The organism is Pseudoduganella sp. R-43, from assembly GCF_049913255.1.
GTDB lineage: Bacteria > Pseudomonadota > Gammaproteobacteria > Burkholderiales > Burkholderiaceae_D > Rugamonas.
On the sequence record NZ_CP183988.1, the window covers coordinates 4,206,990 to 4,221,650 of the forward strand.

General features: G+C 63.5%; 16 protein-coding genes. 13 read left to right on the forward strand and 3 right to left on the reverse strand.

The annotated features are described in order from the left end of the window. Positions 1-36: 36 nt before the first annotated feature. The 13 genes from flgB (at position 37) to ACN9M3_RS19070 (ending at position 10,948) form a co-directional block, all read left to right on the forward strand. A complete protein-coding gene (gene flgB, locus ACN9M3_RS19010) occupies positions 37-399 on the forward strand; it encodes a flagellar basal body rod protein FlgB (protein ID WP_426318310.1) in 363 nt (120 codons plus the stop codon). An 11-nt stretch (positions 400-410) separates the two neighbouring features. Then, positions 411-827 (forward strand): flagellar basal body rod protein FlgC, encoded by a 417-nt coding sequence (gene flgC, locus ACN9M3_RS19015; RefSeq protein ID WP_426162063.1) that lies wholly within the window; start codon positions 411-413, stop codon positions 825-827. Then, the gene (locus tag ACN9M3_RS19020; RefSeq protein ID WP_426318311.1) at positions 827-1,495 is read left to right on the forward strand and encodes a flagellar hook capping FlgD N-terminal domain-containing protein; all 669 of its coding nucleotides are present in this window, start codon (positions 827-829) and stop codon (positions 1,493-1,495) included. The genes flgC and ACN9M3_RS19020 overlap by 1 nt, the downstream gene beginning before the upstream one ends. Before the next feature lie 15 nt (positions 1,496-1,510). After that, complete coding sequence (locus ACN9M3_RS19025) at positions 1,511-2,758, forward strand: flagellar hook protein FlgE (RefSeq protein WP_426162065.1); 1,248 nt, start codon at positions 1,511-1,513, stop codon at positions 2,756-2,758. Between the two features lie 14 nt (positions 2,759-2,772). Then, on the forward strand, positions 2,773-3,501 hold the full coding sequence (gene flgF / locus ACN9M3_RS19030) for a flagellar basal-body rod protein FlgF (RefSeq protein WP_426318312.1): 729 nt from the start codon (positions 2,773-2,775) through the stop codon (positions 3,499-3,501). Positions 3,502-3,514: 13 nt separating this feature from the next. Beyond that, the gene (flgG, locus tag ACN9M3_RS19035) at positions 3,515-4,306 is read left to right on the forward strand and encodes a flagellar basal-body rod protein FlgG (protein WP_207232845.1); all 792 of its coding nucleotides are present in this window, start codon (positions 3,515-3,517) and stop codon (positions 4,304-4,306) included. Further along, positions 4,306-4,965 (forward strand): flagellar basal body L-ring protein FlgH, encoded by a 660-nt coding sequence (flgH, locus tag ACN9M3_RS19040; protein ID WP_426318313.1) that lies wholly within the window; start codon positions 4,306-4,308, stop codon positions 4,963-4,965. The genes flgG and flgH overlap by 1 nt, the downstream gene beginning before the upstream one ends. Before the next feature lie 10 nt (positions 4,966-4,975). Continuing rightward, the gene (locus ACN9M3_RS19045; RefSeq protein ID WP_426318314.1) at positions 4,976-6,169 is read left to right on the forward strand and encodes a flagellar basal body P-ring protein FlgI; all 1,194 of its coding nucleotides are present in this window, start codon (positions 4,976-4,978) and stop codon (positions 6,167-6,169) included. After that, positions 6,169-6,573 (forward strand): rod-binding protein, encoded by a 405-nt coding sequence (locus tag ACN9M3_RS19050; protein WP_426162071.1) that lies wholly within the window; start codon positions 6,169-6,171, stop codon positions 6,571-6,573. The genes ACN9M3_RS19045 and ACN9M3_RS19050 overlap by 1 nt, the downstream gene beginning before the upstream one ends. 84 nt (positions 6,574-6,657) lie before the next feature. Then, the gene (gene flgK / locus ACN9M3_RS19055; protein WP_426318315.1) at positions 6,658-8,049 is read left to right on the forward strand and encodes a flagellar hook-associated protein FlgK; all 1,392 of its coding nucleotides are present in this window, start codon (positions 6,658-6,660) and stop codon (positions 8,047-8,049) included. An 11-nt stretch (positions 8,050-8,060) separates the two neighbouring features. After that, positions 8,061-8,972, forward strand: coding sequence for a flagellar hook-associated protein FlgL (gene flgL / locus ACN9M3_RS19060; protein WP_426162073.1), 912 nt, complete (start codon positions 8,061-8,063; stop codon positions 8,970-8,972). 5 nt (positions 8,973-8,977) lie between these two features. After that, complete coding sequence (locus tag ACN9M3_RS19065) at positions 8,978-10,012, forward strand: hypothetical protein (protein ID WP_426162074.1); 1,035 nt, start codon at positions 8,978-8,980, stop codon at positions 10,010-10,012. A 93-nt stretch (positions 10,013-10,105) separates the two neighbouring features. Continuing rightward, positions 10,106-10,948, forward strand: a complete 843-nt coding sequence (locus tag ACN9M3_RS19070) for a transposase (RefSeq protein ID WP_426318316.1) — start codon at positions 10,106-10,108, stop codon at positions 10,946-10,948. 12 nt (positions 10,949-10,960) lie between these two features. Here ACN9M3_RS19070 and ACN9M3_RS19075 read toward each other — a convergent pair whose 3' ends face one another. Genes ACN9M3_RS19075 through ACN9M3_RS19085 form a run of 3 tightly spaced genes read right to left on the reverse strand, consistent with a single transcriptional unit; the run spans position 10,961 to position 14,655 of the window. Further along, positions 10,961-13,177: a putative bifunctional diguanylate cyclase/phosphodiesterase gene (locus ACN9M3_RS19075; protein WP_426318317.1), complete on the reverse strand. Its 2,217-nt coding sequence runs from the start codon at positions 13,175-13,177 to the stop codon at positions 10,961-10,963. A gap of 42 nt (positions 13,178-13,219) precedes the next feature. After that, positions 13,220-13,882, reverse strand: coding sequence for an amino acid ABC transporter permease (locus ACN9M3_RS19080; protein ID WP_426162077.1), 663 nt, complete (start codon positions 13,880-13,882; stop codon positions 13,220-13,222). Between the two features lie 2 nt (positions 13,883-13,884). After that, positions 13,885-14,655, reverse strand: coding sequence for a transporter substrate-binding domain-containing protein (locus tag ACN9M3_RS19085; RefSeq protein WP_426162078.1), 771 nt, complete (start codon positions 14,653-14,655; stop codon positions 13,885-13,887). Positions 14,656-14,661: the final 6 nt, after the last annotated feature.

Below are 14,661 nucleotides of genomic sequence, written 5' to 3' on the forward strand. Positions count from 1 at the left end.
GTAAATTCGCTGGGACATTACCAGAGGAGAGCAACAATGGCCATTAATTTCAAGGACGCGCTGGGTTTGCATGCGGATGCATTGCAGCTGCGCGCGCAACGTACGCGCGTCCTGGCATCGAACATCGCCAACGAGAATACGCCGGGCTATTCAGCCCAGGATATCGACTTCAAGGAGTCGCTGGCGCGCGTCGAAGCGGAGCTGTCCGGTGAGCCAATCCTCGAGGGAGATGGTGAAACCAAGTTCCGCGTGCCCTACCACCCCAGCGGCGACGGCAACACCGTTGAAATTGGCGTGGAGCAAGCCGCTTTCTCGCAAAATGCAACTGACTTCGCAACCAGTTTGACCTTCATCAACATGAAATTGCGTGGCATCGCCAAAGCCATCAACGGTCAATAAGGGGATTTTTCATGAGCTTTAAAGACATTGCGCAAATTGCCGGTTCGGCGATGGCGGCACAGACAGTGCGCCTGAATACCGTCGCCTCCAACCTGGCCAATGCCGACTCGGTGGCCGGCAGCGAGGCCGAAACCTACCGCGCCCGCAAGCCGGTCTTCGCCACCGTCATGGACGACAACGTCGACGCCGCAGCCGGCGGCCGGGTGCAGGTGCTGGACGTGGTCGAGTCGGCCGAACCGCTGCGGAAGGTGTACGAGCCCGGCAACCCGCTGGCCAATGCCGACGGCATGGTGTTCTACCCGAATGTCAACCAGGTGGCCGAGATGACCGACATGATGTCGGCTTCGCGTGCTTTTGAAACCAATGTGGAAGTGCTGGGCCGCATCCGCGGCATGCAGGCTTCCCTGCTCAAACTCGGTGAATCCTGATGGAAACCAACCTGTTTACCAACGCTGCTGCGCAAAACAGCAACCCGACCGGCGTGGCGCTGAACGGCGCCTCCAACGAAGGGCGCGACATGTTCACCAAGCTGCTGGTGGCCCAGATCAAGAACCAAGACCCGCTGTCGCCGCAAGACCCCTCGCAGTTCGTCCAGCAATTGACCCAGCTCTCGCAAACCGAAGCGCTGCAGAACCTGGCCAGCCTGACCACCGCCAACGCCTCCGTGCTGCAATCGATGCAGGTGCTGGCCATGGGCGCCCAGGTCGGCTCCGACGTGATGGTGCAGTCCAGCCAGGTGAACATCGATGGCCACAAGGTGGTGGGCGAAGCGACCCTGGGCAGCAGCTCGGCCAAGACCAGCCTGGTGCTGACCGGCAGCAACGGCCAACAGGTTGAAATCGTCATGGGCACCCTGCCTGCGGGCACCCACCAGTTCACCATCGACCCTGCCGCGCTCGGCCTGCCAGCCGGCAGCTATTCCATGCGCCTGGCCAGCGAGAGCAACCCGAACGCGCCGCTGGCCGTGCAGGGCCGCCTCGACAGCGTTCAGGTCGGCGCCGCCGGTAGCGTTACCGTCAAGATTGATTCCGTGGGCGAGGTATCGCCTTCCGCCATTACCGCATTCCGGGGCAAAACCCCGACTTCCGCTATTTAACGAAAGGTCCTCGCCATGAGTTTCGATATCGCTTTGTCCGGCATCCAGGCCATCAACGAGCAACTGGGCACGATTTCCAACAATATCGCCAACGCCGGGACCTACGGCTTCAAGTCCAGCCGCGCCAACTTCGCCTCGCTGCACGCCGGTGCGCAGCCGACCGGCGTGCACGTCGGTTCGACCACCCAGTCGATCGGCCTGAACGGCGGCATCCAGGCCACCAACCGCGGCCTGGACGCCCTGATCAATGGCCGCGGCTTCTTCGTGGCCAAGGATTCCACCGGCCAGACCAACTACACCCGCGTCGGCATCTTCACCAAGGATGCCACCGATTTCCTGGTCAACAGCGCCGGCGCCAAGGTGCAGGGCTTCCAGCTGACCCCGCCAAGCATGGTGGCCGGCCCGATGGGCGACATCAAGGTGCCGACCAACCTGCTGACCGCCAAGGCCACCACCAACATCGATTTCGTGGCCAATATGTCGGCCGACTGGACTGTACCAACCGGCAATATCACCACCAAGCTGCCGAACGCTACCGTCACCCCGGCCGTGGTGCCTGACGCCAACATGTACAACATGTCCAAGGTCACCGTGGTGCACGACTCGCTGGGCAATGAACACACCGTGACCCAGTATTTCGTGAAAGACGTGGCAGCGCGCACCGTCAAGGTGTACTCGGCAGTGGACGGCACCGACCTGGGCGCCGCCGGCGGTTCGCCCTACACCCTGACCTTCGACACCAGCGGCCAGCTGGACCTGGCGGCCAACGGCGGCGCCTCCTATGCCCACAACCTGAGCTTCGCCGCCGCCCCGGCAGCCGCCATGACCGTCGAGATCGACTACACCGGTACCACCTTCCAGAAAGGCGAATCGACCACCTCGACCAACGCCGCCGACGGCTACGCGGCCGGCAGCTACGTGGGCGTGGAACTGGACCAGGCCGGCAACGTGGTGGCCAAGTACTCCAACGGCGAAAAGCAAGCCATCGCCCGCCTGGCCATCGCCACCTTCCCGGATGAAGATGCGCTGACCCCGGTCAATGAAACGTCCTGGACCGCCAACGTGCAGTCCGGCAACGCCAACCTGTCCGAAGCCGGCCAGGGCATCGCCGGCGCACTGACGGTCGCTTCGCTGGAAACCTCCAACGTCGATGTGACCTCGGAGCTGGTCAGCCTGATGACCTCGCAGCGCAACTACCAGGCCAACTCCAAGGTCATCACCGCGGAGAACGAGATGCTGCAGTCGCTGATGCAAGCCCTGTAATAAAGGCCAACTGAATGGACGCGCTGATCTACACCGCGATGAGCGGCGCCGAGCGGGCCATGCGTGGCCAGCAGGTGCACGCCAACAACCTCGCCAACCTCGACACCAACGGCTTCCGCGCCAACCTCGAGCTGGCGCAGGCTGCCAAGCTGCCCGGCTATGGCTACGACGACCGCCATATGTCGCAGATGCAGTCGAACGCCGTGACCGACCGCCAGGGCGCGCTGCGCCAGACCGGCCGCGACCTGGACGTGGCCATTTCCGGCCCTGGCTACTTCGCCGTGCAGGGCCCGACGGGCGAAGCCTACACCCGCGCCGGCGCCATCACGCTCGATGCCGACGGCACCCTGACCGTCAACGGCATGCAGTTGCTGGGCGAAGGCGGCCCGATCACCCTGCCGGTGCACCGCAAGGTGGAAATCGGCCAGGACGGCACCGTCTCCATCCTGGGCCCGACCGCCAATCCCGAGATGCAGGTGATTGACAAGCTCAAGCTGGTGCGCGCCGAAGCGTCCGAGCTGACCAAGAATGAAGCGGGCCTGCTGGTGGCGCGTGACGGCCAGTTGCTGGGCACCGACCCGACCGTGCAAGTGAAGGCCGGCCACCTGGAAGGCGCCAATGTGACGGCAGTCGAAGAAATGGTGGCCACCATGAGCCTGAATCGCACCTTCGAAATCCAGATGAAATTGTTCAAGGCCGCCGACGACATGACCTCGGTCGGCAACAAACTGATTAGCGGCTAACAGGAGAATCACGATGAATCCAGCAATGTGGATCAGCAAGACCGGCGTGCAGGCGCAAGACGCGAAGCTGCAGGCCATCGCCAACAACCTGGCCAACGCCAACACCGTCGGTTTCAAGCGCGACCGCGTGGTGTTCGAAGACCTGTTCTATTCGATCGACCAGCAGCCGGGCGCCCAGCGTGCCGACAACAACACCCTGAACCCGTCCGGCGTGCAGATGGGTAACGGTACCCACCTGGTCGGCACCCAGAAGATTTTCACCAACGGCAATGTGCAAACCACCAACAACGCGCTCGACGTGGCCGTGATGGGCAATGGTTTCCTGCAGGTGCGCCGCCCGAACGGCGAGCCGGCCTTTACCCGCGCCGGCCAGTTGCAGGTCGACAAGGACGGCGTGCTGGTCAACGCCTCCGGCCTGCCGCTGGTGCCGCAGATCACCGTGCCGGCCAATGCCACCGCCATTACCATCGGCGAAAACGGCACCGTGTCGGCCACGATTCCGGGCAATACCACGCCGACCGAACTGGGCCAGCTGACCCTGACCTCCTTCATCAACCCGACCGGCCTGCAGGCGCTGGGCGAAAACCTGTTTGCCGAAACCCCGGCCTCCGGCGCCCCGACCGAAGGCCGCCCTGGCGACGCCCAGTTCGGCAAGCTCAAGCAGGGCGCGCTGGAAGGCTCCAACGTGCAGGTGGTGGAAGAGATGGTGGACATGATCGCCGCCCAGCGCACCTACGAAATGAACACCAAAGTTCTGACGGCAGCGGATAATATGCTGCAGTACCTGGCACAGGCCGCACGCTGATGAAAACCGCCCTGCCCGCGCTGGCCCTGGTCCTGCTGGCTGGCTGCTCCAGCCTGCAGCCGACCGTGCGCCCGGCGCCTTTCGACGAAACCCCTGCCGTGTCGCGCAGCGCCTTGCCGCGCGGCACCTCAGGCGGCGTCTTCAATCCGGACAGCAGCATCTCGCTGGTGTCGGATAGCCGCGCCTTCCGCGTCGGCGATATCGTCACCGTGATCCTGCAAGAAACCACGCAGGCATCGAAGAGTGCGGGCACCACCCTGGCCAAGGATTCCAGCGTCGGCATTGCTTCGCCCAGCCTGCTGGGCAAGACGTTCCCGAAGGCCGGCGTCGATATTTCGGCTGAGCGCGGCTTCAAGGGCGATGCCCAGAGCACCCAGCAGAATGCCCTGAGCGGCGCGATCACCGTGATCGTGCAGGAAGTGATGCCGAACGGCTTGCTCAAGGTCGCCGGCGAAAAAGTGCTGACCCTGAACCAGGGCGAGGAATTCGTGCGCCTGCGCGGCTTCCTGCGCGCGGCCGATATCGATGCCAACAATATGGTGTCGTCGCAGCGTATCGCCAATGCCCGCATCGCATACGGTGCGCAAGGCACGCTGGCCGATACCAACCAGCCGGGCTGGCTGACGCGCTTCTTCCTTGGTCCCTTGATGCCTTTCTGAGGTGATGGATATGTTCAGCTTCAAAACCGGCAAATCACTGCCTGACCCGCAGGGTCAGGCACTGGCCAGCGGCCGCCGCGTATCAGTGTCTGACCCTGCGGCTCTGACACGGGTTTACCGGTTCGTGGCAGCCCTGCTGCTGGCCATCGCCATCCCCGCCACCGCCGCCCCCCAGCTGCGCAACCTGGTCGCCATCGAAGGCGTGCGCGACAACCCCCTGGTCGGCTACGGCCTGGTGGTCGGCCTGAACGGCTCCGGCGACTCGACCCAGGTCAAGTTCGCCAGCCAGTCGGTGGTCAACATGCTCAAGCAGTTCGGCGTGAAAATGCCGGATGGCGCCGACGCCAAGTCCAAGAACGTGGCTGCCGTGATGGTGTCCGCCGTGTTCCCGCCAGGCTACCGCCGCGGCCAGCCGATCGACGTCACGGTCTCCTCGCTGGGCGACGCCAAGAGCCTGCGCGGCGGCTCCCTGCTGCTGACCCCGCTCAAAGCCGCCGACAACGAAGTCTACGCGCTGGCCCAGGGCAATGTGGTGGTGGGCGGCCTGTCCGCCGCCGGCAAGAGCGGCTCCTCGGTCACCGTCAACACCCCGACCGCCGGCCGCATCCCGAACGGCGCCGTGATCGAACGCGAAATCGCCACCGACTTCGCCAGCAAGCCATCAGTGCACCTGTCGCTGAAGCAGCCGAACTTCGAGACCGCCACCAATATCGTGGAAGCGATCAACCGCAAGTTCGGCGACGTGGCCAGCACGGCGGACGGCACCGGCATCGACGTGCTGGCGCCGCAGAACCCGACCCAGCGCGTGGCCTTCATGGCCAAGCTGGAAGCGCTGCCGATCGAAGTCGGCCAGGACGTGCCGAAAGTCGTGTTCAACTCGCGTACCGGCACCGTGGTCATCGCCGATGGCCTGCGCGTGAAGGCGGCCGCCGTTACCCACGGCTCGCTCAAGGTGGTCATTTCGGAAAGCTCGAAGGTCAGCCAGCCGGCGCCCTTCAGCCAGGGCCAGACGGCCATCACCCCGCAATCGAACGTGGCGGTGAATGAAGCCAAGCCGCAAATGTTCAAATGGCCGGCAGGCGCCAAGCTGCAAGCCATCATCGACGTGGTCAACAGCCTGGGCGCGACGCCGGATGACATCATGGCAATCCTGCAAGCCCTGGACCAGGCCGGCGCCATCGAAGGCGAACTGGTGGTGATCTGATGGACAGCCGCTTCGCCCCCCTGCCGGTACGCAAGCTGGACATCGGCGCCGACGACAGCAAGCTCGGGCAGGCCGCTCCTGCCCCGCAGACCGAGGAAGTACGCTATCGCGACAAGGCCACCGATGCCGCCGTCAAGTTCGAGAGCTTCTTCATCGCCCAGACGCTGCACAAGATGCGCGACGCCACCAAGGCCATGGCCGACGACGACAGCATCTACAAGGACTCGATCAACAGCGACATGCTGGACATGGCCGACAATATGGTGGCCGACCAACTGGCCGGCCGCCGCGCCTTCGGCGTCGCCGACGCCATCCTGCGCCAGTTATTGCCAGCGACGCCGCCTGCCGGGGCTTCCCAGCCAGAAATTTCAGTTTTATCCAAGAAAAATCCGACCGACGCTTAATCTCCCCATTGGCGCGGTCGCCTTTACTCGATAACGGGCCAAGATGCCATTGAGCAACGGCCCAGCCTAAGGGAAGATTGCACCATGTCGATTATCAACAATGCACTGTCGGGATCGTTGGCCGCCCAGGCCGCCATCAACACGACCAGCCAGAACATTGCAAACTTGCAAACCAAGGGTTATACCCGCCAGGGCGTGCTGCTGTCGGCCGTTGCCCCTTCGGCCGGCTCCGGCGGTCCCGGTTTCGGCGTTGAAGTGAGCAAGCTGCTGCGCTTCTCCGACTCGTACAAGAGCCAGCAATTATGGCGTGCCAACTCCGAACTCGGCTCGCGCACCCAGAGCCAGCCCTACTTCACGCAACTTGAACGCGTGATGGGCGATGAAAAGACCAGCCTGTCGAACGGCGTCGACCAGTTCTTCCGCGCCCTGAACGCGGCCGGCGTCGACCCGGTGTCGACCCCGCTGCGCCAGCAGGTGCTGACCGCCGCCAACGCCATGGCGCAATCGTTCAACAGCATCTACAACGTCACGCGCCAGCAGCAGGTGTCGATCACGCAGCAGCGCGACGCCATGCTGCCGCAACTGAATACCCTCAGCGCCAATATTGCGGCCCTGAACAACCGCATTACCCAGGCCGGTTCGCTCGGCACCAACACCTCGGCCCTGGTCGATGAACGCGACCGCGCCATTGATTCGCTGGCCAACCTGGTCTCGGTGGAGGTGCTGGAACAGCCGGACGGCACCCGCAGCGTTTCCCTGCGCAGCGGCCAGCCGCTGGTGGTCGGCAACCTGGCCGGCACCATGTCGATGAATCCGTCGACCACGCCAGCCACGCTCGAACTGAAATTTGCCGGCACCACCTTCGGCCTGGACGATACCAAGGTCGGCGGCCAGCTGGGCGGCATTGGCGATTTCGAGAAGAACACCCTGCAGCCGATGCAGCAATCGCTGCTGGACATGGCCAACCAGCTGGCGACCAAGGTCAACAACACCATGGCGCTGGGCTACAAGCCGGACGGCCTGCCGGGTCCGCCGATTACCGCCACGCCTGGCGGCGCCCTGTTCGCCTTCAACGCCACCGGCGCCGGCGGCATCCTCGGCCTGGTCCCGGGCATCCAGGCCCAGGACCTGGCGTTCTCGTCCAACGGCGCGCCTGGCGACAGCAAGAACCTGCAAGACCTGATCGCGATCAAGGGCCAGCCCATCACCCTGACCTCGGTCGGCACGGTGCTGATCGGCGATGCCGACACCCAGCTGGTGGGCAAGCTGGGCATCGACAGCGGCCAGAACCAGTCGCTGCTGGACACCGCCACCACCATCCGCCAGCAATCGGAAGACGACTGGGCCGCGACCAGCTCCGTCAACAAGGACGAGGAAGCGATCAACCTGGTCGAGTTCCAGAATATGTACCAGGCGAACATGAAAGTGATCGCCGTTGCCAACACCCTGTTTGACGCCACCTTGGCGCTGTTCTGAGGATTATTGAAATGCGTATCGCCTCCAGCCAGTTCCAGGCATCCATGAACCGCTCGCTGCAGATCAACCAGACGGTGATCGCCAAGCTGACCGAGCAGATGGCCACTGGCAACAAGATCCAGGTGCCGTCCGACGAGCCGATCGCCAATGTGCGCCTGTCGCGCCTGCGCCGCGAAGAAAACATCGTCAGCCAGTACGTGGACAACATCAGCGCCGTGAAGATCCGCCTGTCGAAGAATGAGACCTACCTGGGTTCGATGGTCGACGACATGGGCGCCGCGCGCGACCTGTTCGTGTGGGCTTCTGACGGCTCCAACACGCCGGCCGACCTGAACTCCATGGTCAACAGCCTGGTGGCGCTGCGCGACTCGCTGTACTTCAATGGCAATACCAAGGACCAGGAAGGCAAGTACATCTTCTCCGGCACCCTCACCTCGACCGCGGCGCTGTCGTACGACGCCACCCAGCCGCTGGGCGCGCGCTACAGCTATACCGGCAATAACGGCACCCAGGAAGTCGTGGTGGGCAATGGCATCACCCAGCCGGCCAATGTCACCGTGCAAGGCATGGACGTCTACCTCAACCAGCTGGACCAGGCCATCAGCATGCTGAGCAGCCCAACCGTCAGCCCCAGCGACCCGGTCCTGCAAGGCGTGTTGAAAACCGCGCTGGACGGCACCGACTCCGCGCTGAACCAGATTTCCAGCAAGATCGCCCAGTTCGGCGGCGCCCAGAACGTGATGGAAACCCTGGCCAATAACCACAGCAACGTCAGCCTGTCGAACAAGATCGCGATCACCGATATCGCACAATTGGATTACGGCCTCGCGGCCACCCAGCTGTCTGGTTACAATAGCGCCCTACAAGCGACTTACCAGGCTTATTCGAAGGTCAGCGGACTGTCGCTGTTTAACGTACTGTAAATATCATGGAAATCGCCCAGCGCCCCAGCACTACCGGCCTCTCCGCCCGCGCCACCGCCAATCCGGCGGCAGGACAGGCTGAGACCACGCCGGCAGAGGCAAGCGCGGCGATCGACCAGGCCGCAGCCAGCAAGGCGCCCGCCCCCCTGCGCCGCGGCCTGAGCAATATGGATGCCCCGCTGCAGAACGATGTCTCGGGCGCCCAGCAAGCGATTGACTTCCTCGAGCAAAGCGCAGCCCAGCTGCGCGCCCTGAAGACCGACATCGCCGCCAAGCTGGCCACGCGCACCATGCGCGACGGCCAGGTGGAACAGCGCGTACGCCAGTTCAGCGAAACCTGGCGCAACCGGGCGCAAGCGTCCGGCGGTACGCTTGACGCGCAACTGAACTACTCCAACCAGCCGTCGACCCAGCGCTTCACCGTGCGCGGCATGACCCTGGCCAACCTGCGCAACGGCGCCCGCGAGACGCTGGCCATCTCGGTGGGCGGCGGCACCGCCGGCCTGCGTTCGGTGCACCTGGCGCCCGGCCTCTCGGACGCTGAAATCATTTCCCGCTTCGACCAGGCGATGGCCCCCGCCGGAGTGCGCGTGTCGGTCAACAAGGATGGCGAGCTGGTGTTCACGGCGCCGGAAAGCGCCTGGCCCGGGATTCGCGACTCGCTGGCCGTGCAAGGCTCGGGCATCCGCTTCCCGGCGGGCCAGCTCAACCGGATCAAGGCCGACGCCGAAGCCCCGGTCGTGATGCCCGAAGGCTGGGGCACCAGCGACATCGAAGCGATGCGCGCCACGCTGCAGCAAGTAACGCAAGCCCTGGCGCACGTCGAAGCCGCGCTGGCCAAGGTCCGCCAGGAACTCGCAACTGCCACCCAGCGCGTGCAAAGCGAACTGCCGGAAATCGAAGTGGCCGGCATGGGCCAGATGGCCGAAGTCTTCGCCAATGTCGCCAACGAGCCCGGCTACTCCGCCCTGGTCTCCCTCACCTCCGCCCTGGTCGGCATCAACCGCGACCGCGTCGTCTCCCTGTTACGCCTAAGTTAAAAGTCGGGGTCAGCTCCGGCAATCAGACATTTCTTGCGCTGACGCAAATTTGACTTCGCTGGTCGGACCTAAACTTGGTCTATGAATCGACCTTTGCGAATCGAGCGCGACAACGCCTGCTACCACGTCACTGCACGTGGAGACCGACGCTCCACCATCTTCCGCAATGATAGCGATCGCTTGACCTGGCTGGCACTGCTCGCTGAAACTTGCGCGCGTTTCGACTTTAGCGTCCTGGCCTACTGCCAAATGGGCAACCACTATCATTTGGTCCTGAAAACACGGCTAGGCAAGCTGTCGCGCGGCATGCGTTACCTCAATGGCAATTACTCCCAGTATTTCAATCGCCAACACCGATTGGTTGGGCACGTTTTTCAAGGACGCTACCACGCCATCCTCTGCCAGGAAAGCGAATATCTGAGGGAGCTTTCGCGCTACACCGTCTTGAATCCTGTGCGGGCCGGACTGGTAAAACACCCAAGCCACTGGCTATGGAGCAGCTACGGCGCGTTGGTCGGCTCAGTTGACGCGCCTGCTTGGCTCGAGCGCGATACCGTCCTCGCACAATTCGGCAATATTCGCCAACAAGCAATACGTGCGTTTGAAGACTTCGTCTTGGCCGGCATCGGTCAAGAAAATCCCTTCCGAGCAGTGCGCCACCAGCTTTTCCTGGGAAGCGACGAGTTCTGCTTGCTGGCGGCCCAAGGGGAAATCCGCGGCGACCTGTTGGAAATAAAACGCACGCAACGAAAAGCAATCGTGCAGCCGCTGAGGGACTACTTCCTCCTTTACCTGGACCGCCACGAAGCGATGGCCCAGGCCTATCTCTCGCACAATTACACGATGGCAGAGATCGCAGCCTTTTGCGACGTTTCGGCACGAACCGTCGGCCGCGCGGTGAAGGCCTTTAGGAAAATGTCCGATTGCCGGAGCTGACCCCGACTTTTATCACGCCAGTTGGGCGGGGCCGCGGGCCAGCGCGCCCATCTGGCTGGGGGGCAAGGGGCGGGCGTAGACGAAGCCTTGGGCGTAGTCGCAGCCGGCGGCTTTCAGGAGGTTGAGCTGGGTTTCGGTTTCGACGCCTTCGGCGACTACTTTCAGGCCCAGCTTGTGGGCCATGACGATGATGCCTTCGCACAGCGCGAGGTCGCCGGAATCGCCGGCCAGGTCCATCACGAAGCTGCGGTCGATCTTCAGGTAGTCGATGTCGAAATTCTTGAGGTGGGCCAGCATGGAGTGGCCGGTGCCGAAGTCGTCCAGCGCGACCTGCAATCCCATCGATTTGAACTGGCGCAGGCGGTCCATCACCGGGCCGCTGCTGTCGAGCAGCAGGCGCTCGGTAATCTCGATCACGATGCTGCGCGGCGCCAGGTGCATCTGCTCGACATAGCGCATCCATTTCTCGAAAATCTCGGGGCCGGTGCGAAACTGCACCGGCGACTGGTTGACGCTGATCTGGAAGGGGCGCCCCAGCTCCTCCTGCCAGCGCTTGGCCTGGTCGGCGGCGCTGCGGAATACCCAGTCGCCAATTTCGAGAATGACGCCGCTGGCTTCGGCGCTGCCGATGAAGTCGGCCGGGTTCAGCATGCCGCGCTCGGGGTGGCGCCAGCGCAGCAGCGCTTCGGCACGTTCGATGGTGCCGCTATGCAGGTTGACGATGGGCTGGTAGTGCAGCTCGAACTGTTCGTTGGCGACCGCCATCTGCAAATCGCGCGTGATGCGCAGGCGCAATTGGGCGGCGGCCTGCATGTCGGGCGTGAAGTAGCTGTAGCGGTTGCGGCCGGCATTCTTGGCGGCGTACATGGCCTGGTCGGCGTTGCGCAGCAGTTGCTCGGGGTCGTTGGCGTCCGAGGGATGCAGGGCGATGCCGATGCTGGCGGACACCGATCCGCTATTGTCGCCCAGGATGAAGGGCCGGTTCAGGCTGGTGATGATCTGCTGCGCCACGCGCTCGGCACTGGTGACATGGTCGAGGCCGGGAAGGATCACCACGAACTCGTCGCCGCCCAGCCGTGCCAGCGTGTCGGAGGCGCGCACGCAGGCGCTAATGCGGTGCGCCGCCTCCACCAGCAAGGCATCGCCCATTTCGTGGCCGAGCCGGTCGTTGATTTCCTTGAACTGGTCGAGGTCGATGAACAGCAGGGCCAGGAACAGGCCGTCGCGGCGGGCCTTCTTCATTTCCTGCGATAGCCGGTCCTGGAACATATTGCGGTTCGGCAGGGCCGTCAGCGAGTCGTAATTGGCCTGGTGCCAGATCAGTTCGGTCGATAGCTTGCGCTCGGTGATGTCGCTGACCAGCGCCAGCGCGCCGAGGTAGCTGCCATCGGAATCGAAGATCGGGTTGGTGGCCAGGGTGGCCCACATATCGCTGCCATCGCGGCGCAGGAACTTGAATTCGTGGCGCTCCGCAATGCCTTGCTGGCGGCGTGCGATATTGCGCTCGAGCAGGGCGCGCCCTTCGTCGTCCATGAAGTTGACCAGCGGCTGCTCCAGCATCTCCTCGATCGTATAACCGAGCATGGCGGCCATCTTGGGATTGACGAAACTGGTGCGTGCCGCAGCGTCGATTTCCCAGATCCCCTCTTCCGCGCTGTGCACGATGCGGCGAAAGCGCTCTTCGCTTTTTTCCAGCGCCGCCAGCTTGCCTTCGGCCATTTCCAGCACCACGCGCAATTGCGCCAGACCTGGCGTGCCGCTGCCCAGCAGCGTGACGGCAAAGCCGCGGTCACCGCGCCCGCGCGTCATCTGCAGCGACAGGCGCTGCGGCTCTTCGCTGGCCAGGCTGTTGCTGACGAAGGCATCGAAATCGGCAATGAAGCGTTGCGCCACATAGTTGCGGAAGGGGACGCCATCAGGGTTCTGGCGCGGCAGGCCGAGCAGGTCGGCGCCCACCAGGTTCATTTGCAGGATGGTGCTGTCGCTCGCGAGAACAAAATAGCCAACCGGGGCCAGCAGGTAGAGATCGTTGAAGTAGTCCTGGTCGCTGGCCAGTTGCAGGTCGCCGCTGGCGCGTTGCAGGCCGTTGTAGACGGCTGGCGGAGTGCCTCCCATGGCAGCCAGCACTGCTTCGCCGGGCAAGAGTGCATCGAGCCCTGCCAGTCCGGGGACGGCGGGCCGGGTGGCGGTCCCCTGCTCCGCCTGCCTGGCATGCTGGTCTTTATCCATATTGGTTCCAGCCTAGCATGCCCTTGTGACAATGTCGAGCAGCTAACTTTGACGGTGCGCGCGGTTCAGGCGTTGTTCGGCAAAGCGTTGCAGTTGCTCGAAAGCCAGGCTGAGTATCCAGTAAATGACGGCTGCCGCGAGATAGAGCGGCAAGGGGCGGAAGGTGGTGGCAATTACTTCCTTCGTCGATAGCATCAGTTCCGTCATGGTAATGACCGACACCAGCGAAGTATCCTTGATCAGGCTGATCAGGGTGTTGCTCATCGAAGGCACTGCAATGCGCAGCGCCTGCGGCATCACCACATGGCGCAAGGTCTGTCCGTAACCGAGGCCCAGGCTGTAGCTGGCCGACCACTGGCCTTTATGGATCGAGAGGATGGCGCCGCGCAGGCTTTCCGACAGGTAGGCGCCGGCGTTCAGGCTCAGCGCCAGGATGCCGGCGGTGACTGGCGTGAACTCGATGCCGACCGACGGCAGGCCGTAATAGATCACGAACATCTGCACCAGCAGCGGCGTGCCGCGCATCAGGCTGACGTACACATTGGCCGGCCAGCGCAGCAGTTTCCAGGGCAGGATGCGCATCACGGCGGTGGGAAAGCCCAGCACCAGGCCGCCCACCATCGCGGCGACCGCGAACACCAGGGTATAACCGGCTCCCTTCAACATCACGGGCGCCGCCTCGTGCAGCAGCTCCAGCCACTCCATGCTCAGGGCGCCTTGCTGACGTCAGTACCGAACCACTTCATGGAAATGGCTTTCAGGCTGCCGTCGGCGGCGGCATCCGCCAGCACCTTGTTGAGCGCGGCCTTGAAGGCGGGATTGCCCTTCTGGAAGGGAATGCCCATGCGCTCGACGGCGCCGACGCGGGCGCCGGCCTTGATTGGCAGCTTGGTGGTTTTCAGCAAATAGGCCGTCATCAGGCTGTCGTTCAAGGCGGCATCGATACGGCCCAGCGCCAGGTCGGTCAGGTTTTCCGGGGCTGCCGGGTAGCCTTTCACGTCGATGCCGGGCACAGCCTTCAATTGCATCTCGTAGACGCTGCCCTGCCCGGCGCCGACGCGCTTGCCTTTCAGCTGTTCGAGGGAAGTCCAGTTGTTCTTGTCATCCTTGCGTACGATCAGCATCGGCGACGAGTAGATGTAAGGCGTACTGAAGTCGAAAGCTTGTTCGCGCTTCGGGTTGATGCCAACCTGCGAAATGATGACGTCGTATTTATTGCTGGCCAGTCCGGCCAGGATCGAGGCCCATTCGGTGGTGACGAATTCCGGCTTCAGCCCCAGCTTGCTGGCCACCAGGCGCGCCACGTCGACGTCGTAACCCGCCAGCTCGCCATTTTTCTCCTTGAAATTGAATGGCGGGTAGACGCCTTCCATGGCCACTTTCAGCGTGCCGCGCGCCTTGACTGTTTGCAGCAGGTCGGCGGCACTGGCGTGCAGCGCGGCTGCGGCCAGCAGGAGGGCGATCAACGGTTTGCGCATCAGGAA